Raw genomic sequence first — 25,076 nt, 5'->3', positions numbered from 1 at the left:
GCGGCCGAATCGTGCCGGATCGGCCCGGAGATCCGGTCGGATCCTGTGGCAGGACTTGTGCAGACAGTCACCCGATGCTGACGTTCCCCCTCCGGACAAGGCAGACTGTCTTGGGCGAAACCAGCGGTGCGGGCAGGGGGAGCTATGGACCGTGAGAACGGGCCGCGAGTACCGGAGCAGCGGGCTCCGGAGGCGGGTCTCCACAGCGGCGGAGACCTGCGCTTCGGCGTGCTCGGACCCGTACGCGCCTGGCGGGACGGCGAAGCCCTCCCCTCCGGTTCCCCGCAGCAGCGGGCCCTGCTCGCCGCGCTCCTGATGCGCGAGGGCCGCACGGCCACGGCCGCCGAACTCATCGACGCCATCTGGGGCGACGAGTCGCCCTCCCAGGCGCTGGCGGCGGTACGGACCTACGCCTCACGGCTTCGCAAGATCCTCGCCCCCGGCGTCCTCGTCAGCGACGCCGGCGGCTACGCGATCCGCGTCCCGGGCGGCGCGGTCGACCTGAACGTCGCCCAGGAGCTGGCGGCCGAGGCAGAGAAGCTGCGGGCGGCCGGGGACCGCGGCGCGGCGCGGAGCAGGCTGACGAAGGCGCTCGGTCTCTGGGACGGCGAGGCGCTGGCCTCCGTGCCGGGGCCGTACGCCGAGACCCAGCGGGTGCGCCTGGAGGAATGGCGGCTGCAGCTCCTGGAGTCCCGGCTCGACATGGATCTGGAGGCCGGGGCGCACGCGGAGGCCGTCTCCGAGCTGACCGCGCTGACGGCCGCGCACCCGCTGCGGGAGCGCCTGCGCGAACTGCTCATGCTGGCCCTCTACCGCAGCGGCCGTCAGGCCGAGGCGCTGGCCGTCTACGCCGACACCCGCCGGCTCCTCGCCGACGAGCTCGGCGTCGACCCGTGCCCGGAACTCTCCCGGCTCCAGCAGCGGATCCTCCAGGCGGACGCCGAACTGGCCCGCCCGGTCGAGGAATCGGCCCCGGCACCGGCCGTGGCCCGTCCCGCGCAGCTGCCGGCCACGGTCCCCGACTTCACGGGCCGCAACTCCTTCGTACGGGACCTGGGCACGCGACTGGCCACGGCGGAGGGTTCCGTGATGGCCGTGTCGGCGCTCGCGGGCATCGGCGGCGTCGGCAAGACGACGCTCGCCGTCCACGTGGCGCACGAGGCGCGTCCCCACTTCCCCGACGGGCAGCTGTACGTCGACCTGCAGGGCGCGGGCGCCCGCTCGGCGGCTCCCGAGACCGTCCTCGGCGCCTTCCTCCGCGCCCTCGGCACCCCCGACTCCGCGATCCCCGACTCGCTGGACGAGCGGGCCGCGCTGTACCGCTCGACGCTGGACGGGCGCCGCGTGCTCGTCCTGCTCGACAACGCCCGGGACGCGGCCCAGATCCGCCCCCTCCTGCCGGGCACGGCGGGGTGCGCGGCGCTGGTGACGAGCCGGATCCGGATGGTGGACCTGGCGGGGGCGCACCTGGTGGACCTGGACGTCATGTCGCCGGAGGAGGCGCTCCAGCTCTTCACCCGGATCGTGGGCGCGGAGCGGGTCTCCGCGGAGCGGGAGGCCGCCCTCGACGTCGTCGCGGCCTGCGGCTTCCTCCCCCTCGCGATCCGTATCGCCGCCTCGCGGCTGGCGGCGCGCCGCACCTGGACGGTGGCGGTCCTGGCGGCGAAACTGGCCGACGAGCGCCGACGCCTGGACGAGCTCCAGGCGGGCGACCTGGCGGTCAAGGCCACCTTCGAACTCGGCTACGGCCAGCTGGAGCCGGCACAGGCGCGCGCCTTCCGCCTCCTGGGTCTGGCGGACGGCCCGGACATCTCCCTCACAGCCGCCGCGGCCGTCCTCGACCTGGAACTCCACACCACCGAGGACCTCCTGGAGGCCCTGGTGGACACGTCCCTCCTGGAATCCGCGGCCCCGGGCCGCTACCGCTACCACGACCTGGTCCGCCTCTACGCGCGCGCCTGCGCCGAGCGGGACGAACAGCCGCCGGTGGAAAGGGAACTGGCCCTGTCGCGACTCCTCGACTTCTACCTGTCGACGGCGGCCCGCGTCTACGCGATCGAACGGCCGGGGGACCGGACCGTCGCGCATCTGGAAGCCACGCACCACGCCGGGCTGGAGTTCTCGGACCATGCCCAGGCCCTCGACTGGCTGCACGCCGAAGCCGACTGTGTGCTGGCGTGCGCGCAGCAGTCCCTGGCCCGTCCGTCCCTGCGCCGGGCGGTCGACCTCCTGATGGCGACGAAGGACCTCGCCGAGTCCGGCGTCAACTCCCTGCGGTACGAGATGGCGGCCGTGGCCGCGCGGGACGCGGCGCAGGCCGCCCGCGACGCCCGCTCCGAGGGCCGGGCCCGCACGACGCTCGGCCAGGTGTACAGCACGGCGGGCAGGTTCGACGAGGCCGACGAGCAGGCCCGGCTCGCGATGGACCTCGGCCGCTCGTCGGGCGATCCGTGGACGCGGGGCAACGCTCCGAACGAGCGCGGGATCCTCGCCCTGTACGAGAACCGTCACCTGGACGCGGAGACCCACCTCTCCGAGGCGCGGGACGCCTTCCGCGCCGACGCGAACAAGCCCGGGGAGGCGAGCGCGCTGTGCAACCTGTCGCGCGTGCACCTCGCCACGGGCAGGGTCGCCAGCGCCGTCGAACTCGCCAAGCAGGGCATCGCCATCTACGCGGAGGCGGACACGGGACTCGCCCTGCGCCTCGCCAACGGCAAGTACGCGCTCGGGCTCGCCCTCACGGCAGGGGGCCAGACCGCCGAGGCACGGGCCGTGCTGACCGAGGCGCTCGGTGTCTTCCAGGAGAGCCGGCAGCACCTGTGGCACGGGATGACGCTGTTCCGGCTCGCCGAGGTCCACCTCGCCGACCGCCGGTACGCCGCGGCCGCCGCCCACGCCGAACAGGCCCTCTCCGTGCTCCACGGCATCGGCGGGGAGTGGCGCCGCGCCAACGTCCTCACGGTCCTCGGCCGCGGACTGGCGGCCCTGGGCCAGACGGACCGGGCGCGGGTGTGCTGGACCGAGGCGCTGACCGTCTTCGAGGGCCTCCGTTCGCCCGAGGCCGCCCTCGTGAACGAACTGCTCCATCCGGCCGCGGTCGCCTGACCCGGACTGGGCGTTCATCATTCGTTTATCGCCGCACGGCACTCTCGTGCTTGTCGATCCGTCGCGTCGGGGGGCAGACGGATCGCCACGAGGCCCCACCGTTAAGGTGTTCGGCCCTGGACGTCCGCCCGGCGGTCCACGGGGGAATTGCCGGGCGGACGTTTCAGTCCCACCAAGCACGACGACTTCAGGAGCTGACTCCATGGCCGACAACCTCAAGCCCACGGATTCGCACGCGACGGGCGAGGACATCACCACCCTGGACTCGCACGCGACGGGCGAGCCGATCAAGCCGCTCGACTCCCACGCCACGGGCGGGGACGTCACCACGATGGACTCGCACGCGACGGGCGAGCCCATCAAGCCGCTCGACTCCCACGCCACGAGCGAGCCGCTCAAGTAACGACCGGAGCCGGCCCAGCGGGGGCACGGGTCGGCTCACCACGGGGCGGTCGCGGCGGCACCATCGGGGGAGTCGCCGGGACCGCAACTGTCCAGGACGCAAGCGCAGTCGGCCGCTCGGGGGAGCGCCATGGGTCTGGGGGGACCCTGCGCGCGCGGCGCGGCGCCGGGCAGAACGGACAGCAGCCGGAGGGCCGGGTATCAACCCGGCCCTCCGGCGCGTGTGCGGGAGGCGTGCGGGAGCCACCCGTCGCCCCCCGCCAGCCGCGCCACCAGCCGCGCGCCCCGCTCCGCGGGCTCCGCCGTCAGTGTTCCGCCGTGCCGGGTCGCGATCTCGCGGGCGATCGGGAGGCCGAGGCCGGCGCCTCCCGCCGTGCGGGCGCGGGACTCGTCGAGGCGGGTGAAGCGGTCGAAGACGCGGTGACGGTCGGCCGGCGGGATGCCGGGGCCGTCGTCCAGGACTTCGAGGACCGCCGCGTCGCCGTCGGGGCCGATCGTGACGGTCACCGCGGAGTCGGCGTGGCGGCACGCGTTGTCGAGGAGGTTGCGCAGCAGGCGTTCCAACTGGCGGGCTTCGCCCGTGACATGGGCGGTTCCGTCCGTCCGGCACGTCAGCCTCAGGCCCGCAGCCCCCGGCAGGTGCTGGTGCTCCCGTACGAGATCCTCGGCGAGCGCCGCCAGGTCGACGACCTCCGACGCGCGCTCGCCGGGACGTGTTCCGTCCATGCTCGCCAGCAGCAACAGGTCGTCCGCCAGGGTCTGGAGGCGTACGACGTCGGCCGCCGCGTCCCGCACCACCGTCGCCCAGGCGACGCCCTCGGGGTGCCGGAGCGCCGATTCGAGCTGGGCGCGCAGGGCGGCGAGCGGGCTGCGCAGCTCGTGGGCCGCGTCGGCGACGAACTGCCGCTGCCGCACCGACGCCCGCTCCAGTCGGTCGAGCGTCGCGTTGGTCGTCCGGGCCAGCCGGCCGATCACGTCGTCCGTCGGCGGGACCGGGACCCTGCGGTCCAGGGAGTGGCCGGCGATGTCCTCCAACTCCTGGCGGACCGCCTCCACCGGCCGCAGCGCGCGGCCCGCCGCCAGGTGCACGAGGATCCCGGTGCACAGGGCGACGAGGGGCACTCCCGTGGTCACTCCGATCCACAGGACCTCGTCGATGTTCTGGCTCGGGCCCTCGACGTGTGCCTGCCGGAGCAGCTGCACCCCGGTCAGTGACAGCGCGGCCGTCGTGCCCGCCGCCGTCAGGACGAGCCGTCCGGCGAAGGAGATCCGGCCGCCGCCCCTCCCCAGGGCGGCCCACACCGCGGCCGCCGTCAGCACACCCGCCGAGGGACCGATGAACATCAGGCCCCAGCGGAGTGCCTCCTCCGCCACGAGCCACGGCCTGACCGGGTTCTCCTGCACGAGCCAGGACGCGTACGCGCCGTACAGCAGCCCGGACGTCGTGGCGGCGGCGAGCGTGGCCCGGAACCGCGCGGACCTGGTGCGGCCCCGCGTGGCGAGCCAGCACACCGCCGCGACGCCCACCGCCCCGATCAGGAATCCGGGCCAGGCCAACAGCTCGACCTGGGGCCCCACCCGGTCCGTGCCGTAGCGCTCAGGACCCTCCGGCGGCATCGGGCCGAAGCGACGGTCCGCATCGGCCAGCCATGCCACCGCCGCGGCCACGACCAGCCAGGCGGCCGCGCCCGTGGCCCACACCGCATGCGTCGTCCGGTGCTCACCCACCGGCGTACCCCGACACCCGGTACCCGCCGCCCCGCACCGTCTCGATCGTCTCCGTCCCGAAGGGGAGGTCGACCTTCCGGCGCACCGCGCTGATGTAGACCTGGACGATGTTCGGGTCGCCGGTGAAGTCCGCCGACCACACCTCGTCGAGGATGTCGAGCTTGGGCACGACCTCGTCCGTCCGCTGCATCAGCGTCTGCAGGACGGCGAACTCCTTCGGCGTCAGCGCGATCGCGCGCTCCCCCCTGCCACAGGCCCGGCGGGCGGGGTCGAGCCAGAGGTCGCCGCAGCGCAGAACGGCGGACCGGGTACGCGATCCGCCCCGGCGCAGCAGCGCCCGCAGGCGGGCCTCCAGGACGACGTACGAGAAGGGCTTGACCAGGTAGTCGTCGGCCCCGGTGTCGAGGCCCTCGGCCTCGTCGTACTCGCCGTTCTTCGCCGTCAGCATCATCACCGGCACCTCGATGCTCTCGGCGCGCAGCCGGGAACAGACCTGGTAGCCGTTGAGTCCGGGCAGCATCAGGTCCAGCAGGACCGCGGCGTAGCGGTGTTCCCGTGCCAGGTGCAGTCCGGTCACGCCGTCATGGGCGACGTCGACGGTGTAGCCGACGGCCGACAGGCCGCGGCGCAGCGACGCGGCGAGCCGCTCCTCGTCCTCGATCACCAGCAGCCTCATGCGGCGAGTATCGCCTCCGCGCGGAGGGGGCGGCTGAGGAAATCCTCAGCCTTCTTCACCCGGTCCTCAGGGGCCGGCCGTGAAGGTCGCCGGATGCGTCCGCTCCTCGCTCCCGTCACGGCTCCGCCCACCGCCGGCACTCCCCGCGCGAAGGTCTCCCACCGGTCCCGCACCGGGCCCGCGCTCGTCGCCTCCGTCGTGCTCGTCCTTCACGCCGCCTACTCCCTGCGCGAGCACCGGCGCTTCGGTACCACCGGCTACGACCTGGGGATCTTCGGCCAGGCCGTCCGCTCGTACGCCGACCTCTCGCTTCCCGTGTCCGAGATCCGTACGGCGACGGCGCCGCCGGGATTCGCCGGCGAGGCGTATCCGCTGCTCGCCGACCACTTCCACCCCGTCCTGGCCGTGCTCGCTCCGCTCTACCGCCTCTTCCCGCACGTGGAGGTGGTGCTGCTCGTCCAGTCGGCGCTCGTCGCGCTCTCGGTGTACGTCGTCTCGCGCACCGCCGTGCGTCATCTCCGGCGGGCGGGCGCGGGCGTGGCGATCGGACTCGCGTACGGCCTGTCCTGGGGTCTCCAGCAGCTCACCGGCTTCGACTTCCACGAAGTCGCCTTCGCCGTGCCGCTGCTGGCCCTCGCCTGTCGCGCCCATCTCGACGGCCGCTGGGTTCCGGCCGCCTGCTGGGCGGGCTGCCTCGTCCTCGTCAAGGAGGATCTGGGCGCCACCGCCGCGGTGTTCGGGCTGCTGCTGACGCGGCACCACCGCCGCGCCGGTCTCGCGCTGTGTGCCTTCGCCGCCGTGTCCACGGCGCTCGTCGTCGGCGTCGCGCTGCCGGCGTGGGCCCCGGACGGCCGCTACGGATACCTCGACCAGCCGTACGCCCACGGGATGTCCGACGGATGGGGGGTGAAGTCGCTCACCCTTCTGATGCTGCTGGCCGTGACGGCCGGTCTCGCGGCGCGCAGCCCGCTCGGTCTGCTCCTGCTGCCGACCCTGGCGTGGCGTCTCACCTCGCCCAACCCCGCTTACTGGGGGCAGGAGTTCCACTATTCCGCGGTGCTCATGCCGATCGCCTTCGCCGCTCTGATCGACGTCCTCCGCCGGGGTGTCCGGCTCCCTCCGCTCGTCCCGCTGGCCGTGGCGCTCCTGCTGCTGCCCGGTCAGCCGCTGCGGGATCTCGCGCGGCCCGGTTTCTGGCTGGACGGGCCGCGCCAGACCGCGGCCCGGGCCGCGCTCCGGCTGGTTCCCGACGGCGCCCGTGTCGCGGCGAGCAACAGCCTCGCCCCTCATCTCACCGACCGCGCGCGGGTGAGTCTGGTGGCCGTGGGTGTGCTGGACCGGGCCCCGGCGGTGGACTGGATCGTGGCGGACACCCGCGACACCTTCCCGCCCGGCGCGGTCCCTGCCGTGCTGCGCCGGGCCGAGGGCGCGGGGTGGCGGCGGGTCCACGCGGAGCACGGCATCGTCGTGCTCCGGCTCGGCGCGCGTACGCCCCCGGGCCCACCGGTTCCGCCGGTCAGCGACGACGCTGTGACCTCAGTACGCCCTTCACCACCTTGCCGCTCGCGTTCCTCGGCAGCTCCGCGACGAACTCCACCTCCCGCGGGACCTTGTAGTTCGCCATCTCCCGCCGCGCCCACGCGACCAGGTCGTCCTCCGTCACCCTCGCCCGCGGGCGCCGCACGGCGAACGCCTTCCCGACCTCGCCCAGGCGGGCGTCGGGGACGCCGATGACCGCGACGTCGGCGATGTCCGGGTGCAGGCCGAGGAGTTGCTCGATCTCGGCCGGGTAGGCGTTGAAGCCGCCGACGATGAACATGTCCTTGATGCGGTCGGTGATCCGCAGGTTGCCGGCCTCGTCCAGGACGCCGACGTCGCCCGTGTGGAGCCAGCCGTCCGCGTCGACGGCCTCCGCGGTGGCCGTCTCGTCCTCGAAGTAGCCGCCCATGACGTTGTGGCCGCGCACCAGGACCTCGCCCGCCGCCGAGAGCCGGACCTCCGTGCCGGGGATCGGGCGTCCTGAGGTGGTCGCGATGACGTCCGCCGCGTCGCCCCGGCGGCACATGGTGACGATGCCGCTCGCCTCGGAGAGGCCGTACGCCGTGAGGACCGTGCCGATGCCCAGTTCTCCGCGCAGCCGCTCCACCAGCCGCAGCGGTACGACGGCCGCGCCCGTGACCACGAGCCGCAGGGCGGACAGGTCGTACGAGGACCGGGCGGGATGGTCGAGCAGCGACTGGTGCAGGGTCGGCGGTCCCGGCAGGACCGAGATGCGTTCGGCGGCGATGTTCGCGAGCGCGGTGTCCACGTTGAAGACGGGCTGCGGGACCATCACCGCGCCCCGCATCAGGCAGGCGATGATCCCGGCCTTGTAGCCGAAGGTGTGGAAGAACGGGTTCACGATCAGGTAGCGGTCCCCCTCCCGCAGGCCGGCGAGCTCGGACCAGATTCCGTAGCAGCGCAGCGTCTGCGCGTGGGTGATCACCGCGCCCTTGGGGGCGCCGGTCGTCCCCGAGGTGTAGATGATGTCCGAGGGCTCGGCGGAGTCGATGGCGTCGGCCCTGGCGCGTACCTCCGCCGAGGAGACGGACTCCCCCGCGGCGAGGAAGTCCTTCCAGGTCGTGTAGTCCTCGGGCGCGGCGTCCGCGAGCACCACGACCCTTTCCAGGGAGGGGAGTTCGACTCCGGCGCGGCGCAGGGACGCGACGTACGAGGTGCCCAGGAACGTTCCCGTGATGAAGAGCAGCTTCGCCCGGGAGCGCGCCAGCACGTAGGCCGCCTCCGTGCCCTTGAAGCGGGTGTTCAACGGGACGAGCACCGCGCCCGCCGTCACCGCGCCGAGGGCCGAGACGATCCAGTCCAGGGTGTTCGGCGCCCAGATCCCGACCCGGTCGCCCGGCTCCACGCCCGCCGCCATGCAGGCCGCCGCCGCGCGTTCGACGCGTTCGCCCAGCTCCTCGTACGAGACGCGGGTACGGCCGTCGACGACCGCCTCGGCCGTGCCGTACCGTTCGGCCGCCGAGCGCACCAGCCCCGCTATGGAGCCCCATTCCAGGTCACCGCGCATTGCAGTCCCTTCCGCCGCACCCGTAGCTGACTATCCGTCAGATTAGCTGTACCCTGACGCGCTGTCAGCAGCTCGCGATCGGGGAGGTTGCAGTGCTCAAGGACGCCACGGCCATCGTCGGGATCGGACAGACACCGTTCGCCAAACGGCTCCCCGAATCCGAGAAGACGCTCGCCTGCCGGGCGATCCTCGCGGCCCTCGACGACGCCGGCATCGCCCCCTCGGAGGTCGACGCCTTCGCCTCGTACACGATGGAGGAGACCGACGAGGTCGAGGTCGCCAAGGCCATCGGCGCCGGAGACGTCACCTTCTTCTCCAAGATCGGCTACGGCGGCGGCGGCTCCTGCGCCACCGTCGGCCACCTCGCCGCCGCCGTCGCCACCGGCCAGGCGAGCGTCGGCGTGGCCTGGCGGTCCCGCAAACGCGGCAGCGGCCCCCGGCCGTGGAAGAACACCGCCGTGCAGCTGCCCACCCCCGGCCAGTGGACCCGGCCCTTCGGGCTGCTGCGCCCCACCGACGAGATCGGGATGCTCGCCCGCCGCTACATGCACGAGTACGGCGCCACCCGCGACCACCTCTTCAACGTCGCCCTCGCCTGCCGCAACCGGGCCAACCAGAACCCGGCCGCGATCATGTACGAGCGGCCGCTGACCCGCGAGATGTACATGACCGCCCGCTGGATCAGCGAGCCCCTCTGCCTCTTCGACAACTGCCTGGAGACCGACGGGGCGCTGGCCTGCGTCATCGTCAGCGCCGAACGGGCCCGCGACTGCCGGCAGAAGCCCGTGTACGTCCACTCCGTCGCCCAGGGACTGCCCGCCCAGCACCACGGGATGGTCAACTACTGGAACGACGACCCGCTCTCCGGCCCCGCCTGGACCGCCGCCCGACACCTGTGGAAGCAGGCCGACTTCGGACCGCAGGACGTCGACGTGGCCCAGATCTACGACGCGTTCACCCCGCTCATCCCGCTCTCCCTTGAGGGGTACGGATTCTGCGACCGCGGCGAGGGCGCCGCGTTCACCGAGGGCGGCGCGCTGGAGATCGGCGGCCGCCTGCCGATCAACACCGGCGGCGGGGGGCTCAGCGAGGCGTACGTCCACGGCTTCAACCTCATCAACGAGGGCGTGAAGCAGCTCCGCGGCAGCTCCACCGCCCAGGTCCCGGACGCCGCCACCTGCCTGGTCACCGCCGGTGAGGGCGTCCCCACGTCGGCGATCCTGCTTCGAGCCTGAGGAGTTGAGACACGATGCTGACCCCTGTCGTCGACGAGGACGGCGCCCCCTTCTGGGAGTACACCGCCCGGGGCGAGCTGAGGATCCAGGGCTGCGCCGACTGCGGGGAGCTGCGCTTCCCGCCCCGGCCCTGCTGCCCGCACTGCCAGTCCTTCGCCGCCGAGTGGCGCCTGATGTCGGGGCGCGGCCGGATCTGGTCGTACGTCCTGCCCCACCCGCCGCTCCTGCCCGACTACGCCGCCCAGGCCCCGTACAACGCCGTCGTCGTCGAGCTCGCCGACGCGCCCCGGATCAGGCTCGTCGGCAATGTCGTCGCCACCCCCGACGCGGCGCTCGACTCGGTCGATCCGGCGCGGCTGCGGATCGGGGCCGGTGTGCGGGTGGCCTTCACCGAGATCGACGGCGTCACCGTGCCGCGCTGGCTCCTGGAGCGGGGATGACCGTCACCGTCGTACGCGACAAGGAGACCGGTGTCGCGGTCGTCACCCTCGACAGGGCCGAGAAGCACAACGCGATCACCCTGGAGATGGCCCGCCGACTCGCCGACACCTGGCGGGAGTTCCGCTACGCGGACGAGGTGCGGGCGGTCGTGCTCACCGGCGCGGGCACCCGGGCCTTCTGCACCGGCATCGACCGCTCCGCCGACGTCCCCCAGCCCTCCTCCCCGTACACGATCGACGATCCGCTGATCGCCATCGGACCCAAGGCGAACGACCTGTGGAAACCGGTCGTGGCCGCGGTGGAGGGGATGGCCTGCGGAGGGGCGTTCTACCTGCTCGGGGAGGCCGAGTTCCTCGTCGCGGGCGAGGAGGCGTCCTTCTTCGACCCGCACACCGCCTACGGGATGGTCAGCGCCTTCGAGACGATCCACATGGCGCAGAGGATGCCGTTCGGGGAGGTGGCGCGGATGGCGCTGATGGGGACGGCCGAGCGGATCTCGGCCCGCCGGGCGTTCGAGACGGGGCTCGTCTCCGAGCTGACGGAGCCCGGCGGGGCGCTGGACGCCGCGCGCCGGGCCGCCGCCGTCATCGCCTCGTACCCGACCGCGGCGGTCCAGGGCACGGTCCGCGCCCTCTGGTCGGCCAAGGAGGCCGCCCGCGCGCAGGCCCTCGCCCACGCCCCGCACCTGGTGACGCTCGGGAACCTGCCGCCGGAGCGGCAGGCCGAGCTCTTCACCCGGAGAGGGGACGGCTACCGGCTGCGGTAGGTCCGGGCGCGAATCAGCCGATGGTGCGGTCGGCGTCGACGACGACGCACCGGGTGTACTCGGAGCCGTCGCCGGTGCCGGTGTACGGGGTGGTCGCCTCGGCTGCCGTGGAGGCGCCCGCCTCGACGCGGACGTCGGTGGCCTTCGCGATCGCGACATTGGCGTTCGCGTCACCCTTGAACTGCAGGGAGACGTCGTAGAGGTACGCCGAGGAGTCGCTGTTGGTGATCGTCACCTTGGCGACCAGGTTCTTGCGGTCGTCGCTGAGCTTGCACTCGTCGATGCGGACGTCGCGCTGGGCCTTGTCCTTCGACGAGCCGCCGACGCCACCGGTGGTCAGACCGCCGCTGGAGCTGCTGGAGCTGTCGGAGCCCCCGCTGCTGCTGGAGCTGTCGGAGCCGCCGCTGCTGGAGCTGCTGGATCCGCCGCCGGAGCTGGAACCGCCGCAGCTGCCGCCGTTGGAGCCGCGGGCGCCGGTGAGCGCGACCAGGGCGATGCCGAAGACGGCGATGGCACGGACATGACGAAGCTTCACGCTTCAACCCCCGTTGAGTGTGTGCAGATGACGAATGAGCGGAGAACGCCCGTCTTGACGAGCGCACGTCACCCTACTGGACGGTGACGCCCGCGATCGCACACGCCTTGACCCGGTCGACCGCCTTCGGCGACTCCATCGCGATGTCGAAGGTCTTCGTCTCACCCGGCTCCACCGTCACGAGCTTCCGGGCGTCGTCGACGTCCACACCTCCGGAGCCCTCGAAGTCCACCCTGACCTCGAAGGTCTCCGTGAAGGTCTCACGCGAGGTGATCCGCAGGGTCGCCGTCGTGTCCGCCTTGCGGGCCGGCTTGCCCTTCCGCTTCTTCTGCGCGGGCTTCACACAATCCACGACCACCACCTCCACCGTCGAGGACGACGTGGCGCTCGGCGAGGCGGGAGCGGTGGTGGAGTCGCCGCCGCCCGAGCCGTCGTAGCCGCTGTTGTCGTAGTCGTCGTTCTTCTTCTTGGAGCTGGAGCAGCCGCCACCGCTGGAGCTGCTGCTCTTGCTCCTGCCGCTCTTGCCCTTGCCGTAGCTCGTCGTCTGGAACCCCGTCAGCGCGAGCACCACCATCGTGAGCGTCGCCGTGAGCCTGATGCCCCGACGTCGCGCCGTCCCCGTTGCCATCCCCGGCCCTTCCTGTCGTGTCCGCGCCACCCTAGCGCCGCGTGGCGGCGCCCCCGCACCCGGCGTAGCGTCGACAGCGAGAGCCGGACCGCGAGGAGGCCGATCGATGATCCGCAACGTCATCGGCTCGGTTCTGGCCCTCGCCGGAGCGACGGCCGCCGTCTGGAGCCCCTTCCGTGCCTGGTACGACGGCCGTCACGGCAGCGACTACCGCATCGAGGACCTGTTCGGGGGCATCACCGACGCCAAGGCGGAGGTGATCGGCTCGATCCTGCTGCCGTTCGCCTTCGCGGCCGTCGTCGCCTTCGCCGGCGTGGTGTTCCGCTCCCGCCTGCTCGTCGCCCTCGCCGGGGTGATCGTGCTCGGCTTCACCGTCCTGTGGATGGTCCGGGTCGGCCAGGCCGAGGGCAGCCTCACGATCGCCGGCGACGGTACGGGGCTCGGCGACGGCGTCGCGAACGCCTTCGGCGGCGGAGTCCTGCTCCTCATCGCGTCGGCGGTCATGTCGGGCCGCTCACGCCAGCGCCAGGTCCCCCTCGAACCGGAGGCGGCCCGACCTCCCGGGCCCACCGAGCCCACCCAGCCGGGCTACCCCTCGCCGCCCGGGTACCCCACGCCGGACGACCCCTACGGGACACCCACGCGGACCATGGACGTCCCGTCCTGGCACACGGACGCACCACCCGAGCCGCCGGACCCGAACCGCCGCGCCTGACCCGGCGCGCACGGGCGCGCCCGGCCCGGCGGGGTTCACGCCCTGGGCGCGGCCGCCCCCCGGCCCGTCGCCGTGCCCTTCACCGCGTCCAGCGCGTACACACAGCGGTCCTTGCTGCACGCGTACACGACCCCGGCCCGCGCCACCGGCGAGCCGGTGATCTCGCCGCCGGTCGCGAGCTTCCAGCGGAGCTGGCCGCCCATCGCGTCCAGCGTGTACAGGACGTGGTCGGCCGAGCCGAAGTGCACCCGGCCGTCGGCGACGACCGGCGTGCCGATCAGCTCGCCGCCCGCGGCGAACCGCCACTTCGGGGTACCGGTCACCGCGTCGAGCGTGTACAGCGCGCTGCCGCTGCCCACATGGACGTTGCCGTCGACGACCAGGACCGGCTCGATCGACTGCCGGGACTCGGTGGCGATCCGCCAGCGGTCCTGGCCGGTGGTCGCGTCGAGCGCGTACACCGTTCCGAGGTAGTCGGCGAGATAGACCCCGCCGCCCGTGACCGCGGGCCCCGGGGCGAAGGCCGGCGGGGACAGGAAGACGGCCGGCGCCTCGAAGTGCCAGCGGACCCGCCCGCTCACGATGTCGATCGACAGCACGCGGGTGCCGGCCGAGACATAGACACAGCCGTCCTCGGCCGGCGTCACCCGCACGGGGACGTTGCCGCAGGAGACGGCGTCACCGACCGGGTACGACCAGCGCTCCGCACCCGTACGGGCGTCGAGCGCCTGGAGCCGGGCGTCGCGCCACACGTACACCGTGTCGCCGTGGACGGCGGGCCCGGCCTCCGGCGTCTCGAAGTCCGTCTGCGCGCCGGTGACCTCCCACAGCTTGGCGCCGTTGGACGCCTCCCAGCCCTGGACCCCGCCACCCCTGGTGCCGGTGACGACCGTGCCCCGGTCGACCTTGAGGGAGTACACCCAGGCGTCCGTCTGGAGCCGCCACCGCTCGCTGCCGTCGGTGGCGTCGAGCGCGTACAGCGTGGGCCCGTCGGAGGCGTGGACACGCCCCTGGGCCACGGCCATGGACCAGGCCACGTCCCGCGTCTTGAACTGACGGCGGCCACTGGCCACGTCCAGGGCGTGCACCTCGAAGGAGGTGACGTAGAGCAGGTCGCCGGCGACCACCGGGGTGCCCCAGACGTCGTTCGACATCCGGAAGCGCCAGGGCCGCCAGTGCGGCGGGTCCTGCGGGGCCTCCGGAGCGGGCGCGGGCAGCGGGCGGGAACCGGGGGGCGGGCCGGGCTCGGCACCGTTCGGGCCGCCGCCGGGCGGCCGGACCCAGCCGGTGGTCGGGCCCGCGTCGACGACCGGGCCGAGGGCCGCGCGGGTGTCGGCGACCCGCAGGCCGGGACCGATCGGGACGGCGGCACCGGCGAGCCGTACGGGACCGGCGGCCTCCGCGGGCGCGGCATGACGGCCGGGGCCGGCCTGACCGGAGTGGGCGTCGCCGCCCCACTCGGGCGTGGGGCGGGGCGGACGCGGAGGCGTCGGCGGGGCCGTCGGCGGCGGCGGGGGGCTCGGACGGCCACCGCGGCGCGTCTCGATCATGGCCGTGGCGCGCTGCGGCAGCCAGGCCGAGGCCGTACCGCTGTCGTCGCTGCCGGATCCGAAGAGATGCGGTGCGAGCTGCGCCTGGAGGTCGGCCGGGGTGGGCCGGCGCGAGACGTCCATCTGCATGCAGGATTCGATGAGCGGGCGCAGCTCGTCCGGCAGGCCCTCCAGGTCCGGCCCCTCCCGGAGCAGCATGAAGACCGTCTCCACGGGGTTCGCGCCGTGGAAGGGCGCGTGCCCGGTGGCGGCGAAGACCAGCATCGAGCCGAGCGAGAAGACGTCGCTGGCCCCGGTGACGCTGCGCGAGTCGCGGGCCTGCTCGGGCGACATGTACGCGGGCGTGCCGACGGCGACGTTGGTCATGGTCAGGCGGGTGTTCGAGACCCCGGAGGCGATGCCGAAGTCGATCACCCGGGGGCCGTCCTCGACGACGAGGACGTTGGACGGCTTGAGGTCGCGGTGGACCAGGCCCGCGCCGTGGATGGACTGCAGGGCCTCGGCGACACCGGCGGCCAGCCACCGCACGGCCTGGGCCGGCAGCGGCCCGCACTCGTTCACTATCTCTTCGAGGGAGGGCGCGGGCACGTACGCGGTGGCGAGCCAGGGCACGGCGGCCCGGGGATCGGCGTCGACGACGGCGGCCGTGTAGAAGCCGGAGACGGCACGTGCCGCCTCGACCTCACGGGTGAAGCGGACGCGGAACAGCTGGTCCTCGGCGAGCTCGGTCCGCACGGTCTTGATCGCCACGCGCCGCCCGGACGCCGAGCGCGCGAGATAGACCAGCCCCATGCCACCTGCGCCGAGCCGGCCCAGCACCTCGAAGGGCCCGATCCGTCTCGGGTCGTGCTGCGTCAGCTGCTCCACTTGCCTGCCACCTCCCCGTACGGGCCATGAGAATACGGCCCCGTGGCCCTGATTCTTCCTGTCCGAGGCGACGGTTGCGAACCCGGGGGCGGATCGGGGTGTCCTATCTCATTTCGCCGGGCGGGGCGGAGGGCTTTTCGGAGGGTTCAGCCGATTTGTCCGACGACCCGTCCGAAGGGGCGTCCGAGGGATCCCGTTCCGGTTCGCGCACGGACTCGGCGACGGCCTCCTCGGCCGGTTCCGCGAGGACGGCGAAGCGGGCGCCCTGGTTGTCGCGGAGGACGGCGATGCGGCCGTGCGGGGTGTCGAAGGGCGGGTTCGTGACGCGGCCGCCGAGGGCGGTGGCCGTCGCGCAGGTCTCGTCGCAGTCGTCGACGGCGAAGTAGACCAGGATGTGCCCCGGCAGCTCGGCCGGGAACGCCTCGGTGAGGACGGCACGGCCGCCGAAGGACGTGTCGTCGCCCGGACGGGAGCCCGGCGGGGACCAGACGCGGTAGTCGAAGTCCCTCTCCCTGCCCTCCGCGTCCGGCTCCACCTGGCTGCCGAGGTAACCGAAGACGGAGGCGTAGAAGGTGTCGACCGCGTCCCGTTCCCTCGTGTAGACCTCCATCCAGCAGAAGGATCCCGGGAGCATCGTCCGCTCGAAGCCCTCGTCGTCACCGGCCTGGCGCAGGCCGAAGACCGCGCCCCCGGGGTCGGCGGCGAGCGCCAGCACCCCGAAGGGTCCGACGGGGTACGGCTCCATGATCATCTGGCCGCCCGCGGCCTTGATCCGGGCGGCGAGGGTGCCGGCGTCCCGGGTGGCGAGGAAGACGGTCCAGGTGGTGGGCATCCGGCCGTCCCGCTTCGGGATGAGGCCGGCCACGCGTTTGCCGTTCTTGCGGGCCTCGTCGCGGTCGGGGTCGAAAGTCCAGCCGAAGAGTTCGCCGTAGAACCGCTTGCCCGCCTCGAGGTCGGGGAGCTGCGCCTCCACCCAGCAGGGGGTGCCCTCTGTGAATACGGCCATGCCTCCACGCTAGGTCCGGGTGACCCGCCCCGCACGCCCCGTAATCGAACATACCGCCATATAGGGACCCGCCGGGCGTGGGATTCCGTGAGTTGTCCACCGAAGTTTTCCACAGGCTGTTAATAAGCTTATTCATGATGCGGCCCGGCTCCGCGATCCCGGGGCGCCCCCCTCGACCGCCCGGGAGGGGGTGCACCCCATTTGCAGTCGGCCGAATCGCGCGCCGATCACCCCTCGGTAAGCTGACGGCATGACAGGACAAGTACGCACCGTCGACGGCCGCGTGGCCGGACGACGCGGCCAGGCGACGCGGCAGAAGCTGCTCGACTGCCTCAGCGAGATGCTCAGCTCCTCGCCGTACCGGGACGTCAAGGTCATCGACGTGGCCCGGAAGGCGGGCACTTCACCCGCGACGTTCTACCAGTACTTCCCCGACGTCGAGGGCGCCGTTCTCGAGATCGCGGAGGAAATGGCCAAGGAGGGCGCGGGGTTGACCGACCTGGTCTCCGGGCGCTCCTGGGTCGGCAAGGCCGGCTGGCAGACCTCCGAGGAACTCGTCGAGGGCTTCCTGGACTTCTGGCGGCGGCACGACGCGATCCTGCGGGTCGTGGACCTCGGGGCCGCGGAGGGCGACAAGCGGTTCTACAAGATCCGCATGAAGATCCTGAACTCCGTCACCAACTCCCTTACGGACGCGGTGAAGGAACTCCAGTCCAAGGGGAAGGTCGACAAGGATGTCAGCCCCGCGGCGATGGCGGGGTCCCTGGTGGCGATGCTGGCCTCGGTGGCCGGCCACCAGAAGGGCTTCCAGACCTGGGGTGTGAAGCAGGCCGAACTGAAGCCGAACCTCGCACTGTTGGTGCACCTGGGGATCACGGGCAAGAAGCCCACGAAGTAGGAGCGGTCGCCGAAGAGTCCTCACCCCGCCCCCCTGCCTCGTTCGTCCTGTCGCGCCGACGACGGTCCGCACCACAGACCGTCGTCGGCGTTCCCATGCGAGCCCCGGGCCGGGCACCCGCGGCTCCGGGCGTCAGGCGGCCCCGGCCCCCGTTCGACCCGGTCGCTGTCGACGCGTCAGCCGGAAGAGCCTGATCTCCCGCTCCACCCTGGCCTGGTACGTCGCGTACGGCGGCCAGAACCCGAGCGCCGTCTGCCACGCGGCCGCCCGCTCGTCCCCGCGCAGCAGCTCGGCCCGCACGAGGATCGCCTCGCCACGCCAACTCACCTCCGCGTCAGGGGAGTTCAGAAGGTTCCCGGTCCACGCCGGATGCCCTTCCCGCCCGAAGTTGGAGCCGATCAGCAGCCAGGTGCCCCCCGGTTCGGGGACGCAGGCCAGCGGCGTCACCCGCGGCAGCCCCGACTTCGCGCCCCGCACCGTGAGGACGAGGCCCGGCAGCATCTGGGCGCTCAGCATCACCTTTCCCCGCGTCAGCCGGTGCACCGCCCGGTCCATCGCCGGTATGAAGTGCGGCGCGACCTTCGCGAACGTCCGCGTGGACGACACCTTCTGCATCAGACGCACTCCGACGGCCACTACGCCGCCACCTCCCCGAAGAGTCCGGTCTCCTGCGCCATCCGGGCCCGCAGCCGCCGCACCGGCCCGAGGAGCAGCTCGTCGGCCGTCGCCCGTTCGACGTACGGGCGGGCCTCGCGCTCCCAGGTGGAGCCGGTGCCGCCGCCGTGCGGATGGATCGCCTCCTCCGCCACCGCCCGCAGCACCTCCAGGGCGGACGCGAGCGCGAGCGCACCGGCGGCGGGTTCGCGGGCCGCGCCGTAGGTCAGCGAGCGCGCCGCCTCCACCTGCGCGTACAGGTCGGCGAGGCGGTGCTGGACGGCCCGGCACCCGGCGGTCCTGCCGGACCGTTCACGGGACCCCGCGTACGCGACCGTGCGGTCCAGGGCCTCCTGGGCCGCGCCGACCGCCTCGGCCGCGAGGGCCACCGCCGCCGTCCGTCCGGTCGCGGCGAGCGCCCCGAGCGCGTCGACCGGCTCCTCGCCGAGCAACTCCGCTTCCACGTCGCGCAGTTGCACGATCGCCTGGGGGCGGGTGGCGTCCAGGACGGGCTGCCGCGCCCGGAGAAGTCCGGCGGCGTCGCCCCGTACGAGAAAGAGCAGGGTCCGGCTCCGCGCGAAGCCGCCTGCGTGCGCGGCGACGACGAGCAGCCCGGCGCTGTGGCCGTCGAGGACCTGGGGCGCCTCCCCGTAGAGCCGCCACCCTCCCTCCTCGGAGCGCGCCTGGATGCCGCCGGCCCGCCCGCCCCCGGCCCAGGAGCCGTCGGCGTTGTCGCCGGTCAGCCCGAGCGCGAGGGCGAGTGACGTGCCGGCCACCGCGAGGGCGCAGGTCAGGGAGGAGTCGGCGACGCCCGGCAGGAGGTCGGCGCGCTGCCGTTCGCTGCCGAGGGCGAGGATCAGCGGGGCGGCGAGGACGGCGGTGGACAGGAGCGGGGAGGGGGCGAGGGCCCGGCCGGTCTCCTCGCAGGCGAGGGCGAGTGCGGCCGGGCCGCGACCGCCGCCGCCGTACTCCTCGGGAAGGGCGAGTCCGGGGAGCCCGAGGGTGTCGGACATCCGGTGCCACAGATCGGTGTCGTACCCCTCGGGGGTCTCGACGGCGGCGCGGACCTCGGCGGGTCCGGAGCGTTTGGCGAGCAGTTCGCGCAGGGTGCGGCGGATCTCGTCCTGCTCCGCGGTGAAGGCGGCGTCCATGGAGCTCCCCTCCGTATCTGACGGCCCGTCATGTTAGGGCCGGGAGGGGCAGAAGCACAGAGCGCGGATCAGCAGATCTCGCCGGGGCCGCGCGCGGTCGCCCGCAGAAGGTCCCGCACGAGGTCGAAGTCGACGTTCTCGGTGCGCCGGAAGCGCAGGCAGCCCTTGCCCATGTCCTGGCCGGCCAGCCGCTCCTCGAAGCCCTCCCGGACGTCCGGGCGCATCAGATAGAAGGAGATGTACTGCTTCTGCGCGGCGAAGGCGATCTCCGGCTCGGCGCCGGGGCGGCGGTAGGCCGGCATTCCGTAGGCCATGACCTCCTCGAAGCCGTGGAGCTCCGTGCGGCACAGCTCGCGCAGCCGGACCAGGACCGTGAGCCGGTCCGCCTCCGCGATCTCCTCGAGGTAGCCGTCCACGTCCCCGGCCTCGCTTCTCGCCATCCGTGCCTCCCGATCCGAGCTCATCCACGCATATCTGATGTACCGTCAGATTCATGCCCACCACTTCACGGAACCGCGCCGGGCGCCGCGTCGCCGTCGTCGGCATATCCCTCTCCGACTGCGGCCGCGTCGACGAGGCCACTCCCTACACTCTGCACGCCCAGGCCGCTCGCCGCGCCCTCGCGGACAGCGGCCTCGACCGTTCGGTGATCGACGGCCTCGCCTCGGCGGGCCTCGGCACGCTCGCGCCCGTCGAGGTCGCCGAGTACCTGGGGCTGCGCCCCCGCTGGGTGGACTCGACCTCCGTCGGCGGCGCCACCTGGGAGGTCATGGCCGCGCACGCGGCCGACGCCATCGCCGCGGGCCACGCCGACGCCGTCCTGCTGGTCTACGGATCGACCGCGCGCGCCGACATCAAGGCCCGGCGGCGCACCGCGAACCTCTCCTTCGGCGCGCGCGGCCCGCTGCAGTTCGAGGCCCCCCACGGGCACACCCTGATCGCGAAGTACGCGATGGCCGCCCGCCGCCACATGCACGAGTACGGCACCACCCTGGAGCAGCTCGCCGAGGTGGCCGTCCAGGCGCGGGCGAACGCCGCGCTCAACCCGGAGGCGATGTTCCGCGAACCGATCACCGTCGACGAGGTGCTGGACGGGCCGATGATCGCCGACCCCTTCACCAAGCTGCACTGCTGCATCCGCAGCGACGGGGGCTGCGCGGTGCTGCTCGCCGCCGAGGAGTACGTGCCGGACACGGCGAAGGCGCCCGTCTGGATCCTCGGCACGGGCGCGCACGTCTCGCACACCACGATGTCGCAGTGGGAGGACTTCACGGTCTCCCCTGCGGCGGTCAGCGGTCGGCTCGCCTTCGAGCGGGCGGGGGTGCGGCCGGAGGAGATCGATCTCGCGGAGATCTACGACGCCTTCACCTACATGACGCTGGTGACGCTGGAGGACCTGGGCTTCTGCGCCAAGGGGGAGGGCGGTCCGTTCGTCGAGGAGAAGGGCCGGCTGCCGGTGAACACCGACGGCGGCGGGCTCTCGGCCTGCCATCCGGGGATGCGGGGACTGTTCCTGCTGGTGGAGGCCGTGCGACAACTGCGCGGAGAGGCGCCGGGGCTCCAGGTGCGGCGGGCGGACGGGAGCCTGCCGGAGCTCGCCGTGGCCTCGGGGACGGGCGGCTGGTTCTGCTCCTCGGGGACGGTGGTGCTCGGCCGCGGGTGACGGGAGGATCCGCCGCACCCGGTGGCCCGGGCCCGCGACGGGGTCCTCGCGAGCACCAGGATCCATACAGGCGTCAGAATCTATACACACGTCATAGACAAGCGTTTAGGACATCCGTATATTCGGGTGCGCGGCGCCGCTCCGGCGCCGCGCACCCGACGAGGAGTCCGCCATGACGCCCACGAACCCCCTCGTGAACAAGACCGTCCTGATCTCCGGCGCCTCCGTCGCCGGCCCCGCCCTCGCCCTCTGGCTCCACCGCTACGGCTTCACCGCCACCGTCGTCGAGCGCGCCCCCGAACTCCGCACCGGCGGCTACAAGGTCGACATCCGCGGCACCGCCGTCGAGGTCTGCCGCCGGATGGGCGTCCTCGACGAGATCCGCGCCGACTCCACCGCCATGGAAGGCGGTTCCTACGTCGACGCGCAGGGCCGCACGGTCGGCCGGATGCCCGCGGAGATCTTCGGCGGCCGGGTCGAGCAGGACGACGAGATCATGCGCGGCGATCTCGCCCGGATCCTGTACGAGCGGACCCGGGACGACGTCGAGTACCTCTTCGGCGACTCCGTCGCCGCCCTGCACGACGACGGCGACGGCGTCGACGTCACCTTCGAGAGCGGCGCCCGCCGCCGCTTCGACCTGGTCGTCGGCGCCGACGGACTGCACTCCCACACCCGCCGGCTCGTCTTCGGCGACGAGCGGCGCTACAAGCGGCACCTCGGCGCGTACATCTCGATCTTCACCGCCCCCAACCGGCTGGGCCTCACCCGCTGGGAGACCTACCACGCCCGCCCGGACAAGCTGATCTCCGTCTACAGCGCCGCGGGCGAGGCGGAGCAGACCGCGAAGAACTGCTTCGTCTTCGCCTCCCCCGACGAGCTGTCGTACGACCACCACGACACCGAGCGGCAGAAGCGCCTGCTCGCCGACGCCTTCGCCGGCGACGACTGGGAGATCCCCCGGCTCATCGCGGACTCGGCCGACGCCGACGACTTCTCCTTCGACTCCATCGCCCTCATCGAGATGGACCGCTGGTCGAGCGGCCGCGTCGTCCTCCTCGGCGACGCCGCCCACTGCTCGTCCCCCGCCTCAGGACAGGGCACGGGCCTCGCCCTGACCGGCGCGTACGTCCTGGCGGGCGAACTGGCGGCGGCACGCGGCGACCACCGGGTCGCCTTCGAGGCGTACGAACGCGAGATGCGGCCCGGCGTGGAGCTGAACCAGAGGTTCGCCGCCGGGTTCGTCAGGGAGATGACGGTCTCCTCGCGCTGGAAGATCGCCCTGCGCATGGCCATGGTCCGCACCCTCCCCCGCACACCGTGGAAGAACCTCGTCGCGAAGAAGATCCGCGACGACGTCCAGCGCGCCGCCAACGCCGTGCCGGTGAAGGAGTACGGGTGGACGCACGGGCCCCGGGAGTGTCCGCGAGCCATCGCCGTCCGCCCGCGGTCGTGAGCCGGGCGGGACCTTCCGGACACGACCTAGGGTGGCCGCATGACCGACTTCGACAGCACGCTCCGCTCCCTCCGGGTCTGGGACACCGACCTCCCGGGCTTCGCCCCCGAGACCGCCCCCGCCGAGCCGCTGGCGCTCTTCCACGACTGGTTCGTGGCGGCGGCCCGGGCCGGGCAGACCGAGCCGCACACGATGTCACTCGCGACCGTCGACGAGGACGGACGCCCCGACGTCCGTACGGTCATGCTCCACGGCGCCGACGAACGCGGCTGGCACTTCGCCTCCCACGCGACCAGCGCGAAGGGCCGCCAGCTCGCCGCCCGCCCCGAGGCCGCGCTCGGCTTCTACTGGCCGGTCCAGGGCCGCCAGGTCCGACTGCGCGGCCGGGTCGTCACGGGCACACAGGGCGAGGCGTACGAGGACCTGCACGCGCGCTCCACGGGCGCCGTCGCCTCGGCGCTGGTCGGCCGCCAGAGCGAGGTGCTCGACTCGGTCGAGGAGCTGAACGCCGCCGGCCGGGCCGCCTGGGACCGGGCGCGGGCGGAGCCGGGCGCCCACGCGCCGACCTGGACGCTGTACATCCTCCAGCCGTCCGAGGTCGAGTTCTTCCAGGGCGACGAGCAGCGCCGCCACCTGCGGCTGCGGTACCGCCTCGACGCGACCTCGGCCTCGGGCTGGGCACGGGAGCTGCTCTGGCCGTGACCGAGGGGCGGGGCGCACCATGGGAGGAGGAGGTGGAACGAGATGGGTACGTACATGGACGTCCACCACGGGATGGTGGGGATCACGGGCGACCAGCTCCGGGAGGCACACGCCGCCGATCTCGCCATCGAGAAGGACGAGGGTGTGCACTTCAAGCAGGCCTGGGCGGACCCCGAGTCCGGCACGGTCTACTGCCTCTCCACCGGCCCCTCGGCCGACGCGGTCCAGAGGATCCACGAACGCACGGGCCACAAGGCCGACGAGATCCACGAGGTGCCCCTCAGCGTCTGAACGAACCGGCGCCCCGGTGGACGCCGGGGCGCCGAGCGGCCTCGGCCGTCGCTGCCGGCGTCCTGGAGCGGGGTCGTCGTGCGCTCCGGGCGAGACACGTCCTAGCGGCCGACCTCGTACCGTCCGACCTCCAGGAAGTGCCGCAGCTCTTCCGGCGTGCCGTCGATGACGTCCTCGGCCGCCGCGCGAAGAGCGGGGCTGATGGTCGGGTCGGCGAGGATGGTGAAGACCGCGACGCGGTCGTCCTCCGCCTGAGCGAGGCGGTAACCGGTCTCCACGAACTTGCGCAGGGCCTCAGGGGTACCGAGCTCCAGCGCCTTGACGGCCTCCCGGACAACCGCCCTGTCGCCGTTCTTCTGCGCCGAGTGAAGGATGGTGAAGACGGCGACGCGGTCGTCCTCCGCCTGAGCGATGCGGTAACCGGTCTCCAGGAACGCGCGCCATGCCTCAGGGGTACCGAGCTCCAGCGCCTTGACGGCCTCCCGGACAACCGCCTTGTCCCCGCGCTTCTGCGCCGCCGCGAGGATGGTGAAGACGGCGACGTGATCGTCCTCCGCCTGAGCGAGACGGTAACCGGTCTTCAGGAAGGCGCGCATGTCCTGCACGGTGCCGTCGAGCGCCTCGTTCGCTTCCCTGACGACCCCCCGGCCACTGTCCTCGTCCGCGAGGATGCGCAGGATCGCGATGCGGAGGTCCGCTTCCGACATCTCGTCCACCGGTGTCTCCGGCGTCACGATCGCCGATGCCGCCGGCGTACTGACAGGCGCCGACGCGGCGGCGACCGCCGGGGTGGCGAGGAGCAGCGCGGGCGTCAGAGCGGTGGCCGCCATCACCAGAGCAGCGCGAGTGGTTTTCACGGGAACGTACCTCCATCGTCGAGCCGTTGTCGTGACGATCCTCATCGGCGTGGACCGCGGAGATCAGAGCGGCGAGTCGGCAATGTTCAGCGGCTTTCGTTGCCGACCTCCTGACAGACGAGGCCCGTCGATGCCGGGCGCGGCCGGCCACCCCGCCCGGCCGTGCCGGGAGGTTCGTATCGTGGGGTGCGAATGCCGATCGGACGTACGGGGGTTGGATGCGGATCGCAGATCGCACCAGATGGGACCGGGACTTCCCGGTGACGTACCTCCTGGTCCAGGAGGACGAGGACGGGGTGGAACAGCTCTGGGGAAGGTGCGCGGGAGTCGACGGGCTGTTCGTCGACGACGTCCCGCCGCCCCGGGAGATCCTGACGCTCCGCGGCTGCACCCCTGACGGCCCCCTGAAGGACGCCCTGACCGGCCCCGGCACCTCGTTCCGAGGTCTGGGCGAGGTGGGTGTCGAGGTCCGGGACGGCGACGAGCCCGTGCAGTGGTGGACCCTGGTCGACGCGGAGCTGCTGTCCCACCGGCCCCATCCGGGCGACCCGGCGCGGTACGACGTCGTTCTCGGCGCCGGCGTCAGACGGGAGGAGGTCTTCGGCACGCCCGAGGCTCCGCGGTTCGAACTCTTCGCCGGAACGACCGTGTCCGCGAAGAGCATGGGCAGCGCCTCCACGGTC

Annotated in this window: 22 protein-coding genes and 1 pseudogene; 12 read left to right on the top strand and 11 right to left on the bottom strand. The window is 72.9% G+C overall.

Features of this window, described 5'->3' with window-relative positions; translation table 11 throughout:
• Positions 1–144: 144 nt before the first annotated feature.
• Positions 145–3,105, top strand: a complete 2,961-nt coding sequence (locus AB0D99_RS26735; RefSeq protein ID WP_362367323.1) for a BTAD domain-containing putative transcriptional regulator — start codon at positions 145–147, stop codon at positions 3,103–3,105.
• A 202-nt stretch (positions 3,106–3,307) separates the two neighbouring features.
• Entirely contained in the window at positions 3,308–3,508 is a 201-nt protein-coding gene (locus AB0D99_RS26730) for a hypothetical protein (RefSeq protein ID WP_362367320.1), read from the top strand.
• A 200-nt stretch (positions 3,509–3,708) separates the two neighbouring features.
• Here AB0D99_RS26730 and AB0D99_RS26725 read toward each other — a convergent pair whose 3' ends face one another.
• Both AB0D99_RS26725 and AB0D99_RS26720 read right to left on the bottom strand, forming a co-directional pair.
• A complete protein-coding gene (locus tag AB0D99_RS26725) occupies positions 3,709–5,235 on the bottom strand; it encodes a HAMP domain-containing sensor histidine kinase (RefSeq protein ID WP_362367317.1) in 1,527 nt (508 codons plus the stop codon).
• On the bottom strand, positions 5,228–5,911 hold the full coding sequence (locus AB0D99_RS26720) for a response regulator transcription factor (RefSeq protein ID WP_362367314.1): 684 nt from the start codon (positions 5,909–5,911) through the stop codon (positions 5,228–5,230). The genes AB0D99_RS26725 and AB0D99_RS26720 overlap by 8 nt, the downstream gene beginning before the upstream one ends.
• Here AB0D99_RS26720 and AB0D99_RS26715 point away from each other — a divergent pair.
• Positions 5,819–7,279, top strand: a pseudogene (locus tag AB0D99_RS26715) (DUF2079 domain-containing protein); the annotation flags it as partial. The gene AB0D99_RS26720 and the pseudogene AB0D99_RS26715 sit on opposite strands and share 93 nt — an antisense overlap.
• Before the next feature lie 148 nt (positions 7,280–7,427).
• On the opposite strand, the gene AB0D99_RS26710 reads toward AB0D99_RS26715, so the two are convergent.
• Positions 7,428–8,978, bottom strand: coding sequence for a FadD3 family acyl-CoA ligase (locus AB0D99_RS26710; protein ID WP_362367311.1), 1,551 nt, complete (start codon positions 8,976–8,978; stop codon positions 7,428–7,430).
• Positions 8,979–9,070: 92 nt separating this feature from the next.
• Between AB0D99_RS26710 and AB0D99_RS26705 the strand changes: the two genes are divergently transcribed.
• Genes AB0D99_RS26705 through AB0D99_RS26695 form a run of 3 tightly spaced genes read left to right on the top strand, consistent with a single transcriptional unit; the run spans position 9,071 to position 11,420 of the window.
• On the top strand, positions 9,071–10,213 hold the full coding sequence (locus AB0D99_RS26705) for a lipid-transfer protein (RefSeq protein ID WP_362367308.1): 1,143 nt from the start codon (positions 9,071–9,073) through the stop codon (positions 10,211–10,213).
• Between the two features lie 14 nt (positions 10,214–10,227).
• Positions 10,228–10,653, top strand: a complete 426-nt coding sequence (locus AB0D99_RS26700; protein WP_362367305.1) for an OB-fold domain-containing protein — start codon at positions 10,228–10,230, stop codon at positions 10,651–10,653.
• Positions 10,650–11,420 carry an enoyl-CoA hydratase/isomerase family protein gene (locus tag AB0D99_RS26695; RefSeq protein ID WP_362367302.1) on the top strand — a complete coding sequence of 257 codons (771 nt, stop codon included), beginning with the start codon at positions 10,650–10,652 and terminating at the stop codon, positions 11,418–11,420. The genes AB0D99_RS26700 and AB0D99_RS26695 overlap by 4 nt, the downstream gene beginning before the upstream one ends.
• Before the next feature lie 13 nt (positions 11,421–11,433).
• On the opposite strand, the gene AB0D99_RS26690 is transcribed toward AB0D99_RS26695, so the two are convergent.
• Together AB0D99_RS26690 and AB0D99_RS26685 are read right to left on the bottom strand one after the other, a co-directional pair.
• A complete protein-coding gene (locus tag AB0D99_RS26690; RefSeq protein WP_362367299.1) occupies positions 11,434–11,955 on the bottom strand; it encodes a hypothetical protein in 522 nt (173 codons plus the stop codon).
• Positions 11,956–12,028: 73 nt separating this feature from the next.
• A complete protein-coding gene (locus AB0D99_RS26685; protein ID WP_362367296.1) occupies positions 12,029–12,583 on the bottom strand; it encodes a hypothetical protein in 555 nt (184 codons plus the stop codon).
• A gap of 106 nt (positions 12,584–12,689) precedes the next feature.
• Between AB0D99_RS26685 and AB0D99_RS26680 the strand changes: the two genes are divergently transcribed.
• Positions 12,690–13,298: a hypothetical protein gene (locus AB0D99_RS26680; RefSeq protein WP_362367293.1), complete on the top strand. Its 609-nt coding sequence runs from the start codon at positions 12,690–12,692 to the stop codon at positions 13,296–13,298.
• Positions 13,299–13,333: 35 nt separating this feature from the next.
• On the opposite strand, the gene AB0D99_RS26675 is transcribed toward AB0D99_RS26680, so the two are convergent.
• Both AB0D99_RS26675 and AB0D99_RS26670 read right to left on the bottom strand, forming a co-directional pair.
• On the bottom strand, positions 13,334–15,715 hold the full coding sequence (locus AB0D99_RS26675; protein ID WP_362367290.1) for a PQQ-binding-like beta-propeller repeat protein: 2,382 nt from the start codon (positions 15,713–15,715) through the stop codon (positions 13,334–13,336).
• Positions 15,716–15,818: 103 nt separating this feature from the next.
• The gene (locus AB0D99_RS26670) at positions 15,819–16,721 is read right to left on the bottom strand and encodes a VOC family protein (protein WP_362367287.1); all 903 of its coding nucleotides are present in this window, start codon (positions 16,719–16,721) and stop codon (positions 15,819–15,821) included.
• 250 nt (positions 16,722–16,971) lie between these two features.
• On the opposite strand from AB0D99_RS26670, the gene AB0D99_RS26665 reads away from it, so the two are divergent.
• Positions 16,972–17,619 carry a TetR family transcriptional regulator gene (locus AB0D99_RS26665; protein WP_362367284.1) on the top strand — a complete coding sequence of 216 codons (648 nt, stop codon included), beginning with the start codon at positions 16,972–16,974 and terminating at the stop codon, positions 17,617–17,619.
• 132 nt (positions 17,620–17,751) lie between these two features.
• Here the strand turns inward: AB0D99_RS26665 and AB0D99_RS26660 are convergent, their stop codons facing one another.
• The 3 genes from AB0D99_RS26660 to AB0D99_RS26650 form a co-directional block, all read right to left on the bottom strand.
• A complete protein-coding gene (locus AB0D99_RS26660; protein ID WP_362367281.1) occupies positions 17,752–18,234 on the bottom strand; it encodes a nitroreductase family deazaflavin-dependent oxidoreductase in 483 nt (160 codons plus the stop codon).
• A gap of 20 nt (positions 18,235–18,254) precedes the next feature.
• A complete protein-coding gene (locus AB0D99_RS26655) occupies positions 18,255–19,424 on the bottom strand; it encodes an acyl-CoA dehydrogenase family protein (protein WP_362367278.1) in 1,170 nt (389 codons plus the stop codon).
• A gap of 68 nt (positions 19,425–19,492) precedes the next feature.
• Entirely contained in the window at positions 19,493–19,864 is a 372-nt protein-coding gene (locus tag AB0D99_RS26650) for a DUF1801 domain-containing protein (protein WP_362367275.1), read from the bottom strand.
• Between the two features lie 53 nt (positions 19,865–19,917).
• Between AB0D99_RS26650 and AB0D99_RS26645 the strand changes: the two genes are divergently transcribed.
• From AB0D99_RS26645 to AB0D99_RS26630, 4 genes are all read left to right on the top strand, one after another.
• Positions 19,918–21,087: an acetyl-CoA acetyltransferase gene (locus AB0D99_RS26645; RefSeq protein ID WP_362367272.1), complete on the top strand. Its 1,170-nt coding sequence runs from the start codon at positions 19,918–19,920 to the stop codon at positions 21,085–21,087.
• A gap of 172 nt (positions 21,088–21,259) precedes the next feature.
• Positions 21,260–22,543: an FAD-dependent monooxygenase gene (locus AB0D99_RS26640; protein WP_362367269.1), complete on the top strand. Its 1,284-nt coding sequence runs from the start codon at positions 21,260–21,262 to the stop codon at positions 22,541–22,543.
• 39 nt (positions 22,544–22,582) lie between these two features.
• The gene (locus tag AB0D99_RS26635; protein ID WP_362367266.1) at positions 22,583–23,245 is read left to right on the top strand and encodes a pyridoxal 5'-phosphate synthase; all 663 of its coding nucleotides are present in this window, start codon (positions 22,583–22,585) and stop codon (positions 23,243–23,245) included.
• A gap of 42 nt (positions 23,246–23,287) precedes the next feature.
• Positions 23,288–23,536 (top strand): SCO4226 family nickel-binding protein, encoded by a 249-nt coding sequence (locus AB0D99_RS26630; RefSeq protein ID WP_362367263.1) that lies wholly within the window; start codon positions 23,288–23,290, stop codon positions 23,534–23,536.
• A gap of 101 nt (positions 23,537–23,637) precedes the next feature.
• Here AB0D99_RS26630 and AB0D99_RS26625 read toward each other — a convergent pair whose 3' ends face one another.
• Positions 23,638–24,393: an ALF repeat-containing protein gene (locus AB0D99_RS26625; RefSeq protein ID WP_362367260.1), complete on the bottom strand. Its 756-nt coding sequence runs from the start codon at positions 24,391–24,393 to the stop codon at positions 23,638–23,640.
• Positions 24,394–25,076 lie beyond the last annotated feature (683 nt).

The organism is Streptomyces sp. NPDC047971, assembly GCF_040653355.1.
Classification (GTDB): domain Bacteria; phylum Actinomycetota; class Actinomycetes; order Streptomycetales; family Streptomycetaceae; genus Streptomyces.
Note: the sequence above shows the minus strand (reverse complement) of the source record. Positions and strands in the feature narration are given on the sequence as shown.

Bases quoted from the DNA above. Each gene is read 5' to 3' on its own strand.
- AB0D99_RS26665 (WP_362367284.1), top strand. From the start codon at position 16,972: ATGACAGGACAAGTACGCACCGTCGACGGCCGCGTGGCCGGACGACGC.
- AB0D99_RS26670 (WP_362367287.1), bottom strand. From the start codon at position 16,721: ATGGCCGTATTCACAGAGGGCACCCCCTGCTGGGTGGAGGCGCAGCTC.
- AB0D99_RS26730 (WP_362367320.1), top strand. From the start codon at position 3,308: ATGGCCGACAACCTCAAGCCCACGGATTCGCACGCGACGGGCGAGGAC.
- AB0D99_RS26630 (WP_362367263.1), top strand. From the start codon at position 23,288: ATGGGTACGTACATGGACGTCCACCACGGGATGGTGGGGATCACGGGC.
- AB0D99_RS26695 (WP_362367302.1), top strand. From the start codon at position 10,650: ATGACCGTCACCGTCGTACGCGACAAGGAGACCGGTGTCGCGGTCGTC.
- AB0D99_RS26680 (WP_362367293.1), top strand. From the start codon at position 12,690: ATGATCCGCAACGTCATCGGCTCGGTTCTGGCCCTCGCCGGAGCGACG.
- AB0D99_RS26710 (WP_362367311.1), bottom strand. From the start codon at position 8,978: ATGCGCGGTGACCTGGAATGGGGCTCCATAGCGGGGCTGGTGCGCTCG.
- AB0D99_RS26635 (WP_362367266.1), top strand. From the start codon at position 22,583: ATGACCGACTTCGACAGCACGCTCCGCTCCCTCCGGGTCTGGGACACC.
- AB0D99_RS26640 (WP_362367269.1), top strand. From the start codon at position 21,260: ATGACGCCCACGAACCCCCTCGTGAACAAGACCGTCCTGATCTCCGGC.
- AB0D99_RS26700 (WP_362367305.1), top strand. From the start codon at position 10,228: ATGCTGACCCCTGTCGTCGACGAGGACGGCGCCCCCTTCTGGGAGTAC.
- AB0D99_RS26720 (WP_362367314.1), bottom strand. From the start codon at position 5,911: ATGAGGCTGCTGGTGATCGAGGACGAGGAGCGGCTCGCCGCGTCGCTG.
- AB0D99_RS26655 (WP_362367278.1), bottom strand. From the start codon at position 19,424: ATGGACGCCGCCTTCACCGCGGAGCAGGACGAGATCCGCCGCACCCTG.
- AB0D99_RS26735 (WP_362367323.1), top strand. From the start codon at position 145: ATGGACCGTGAGAACGGGCCGCGAGTACCGGAGCAGCGGGCTCCGGAG.
- AB0D99_RS26645 (WP_362367272.1), top strand. From the start codon at position 19,918: ATGCCCACCACTTCACGGAACCGCGCCGGGCGCCGCGTCGCCGTCGTC.
- AB0D99_RS26650 (WP_362367275.1), bottom strand. From the start codon at position 19,864: ATGGCGAGAAGCGAGGCCGGGGACGTGGACGGCTACCTCGAGGAGATC.
- AB0D99_RS26660 (WP_362367281.1), bottom strand. From the start codon at position 18,234: ATGCAGAAGGTGTCGTCCACGCGGACGTTCGCGAAGGTCGCGCCGCAC.
- AB0D99_RS26685 (WP_362367296.1), bottom strand. From the start codon at position 12,583: ATGGCAACGGGGACGGCGCGACGTCGGGGCATCAGGCTCACGGCGACG.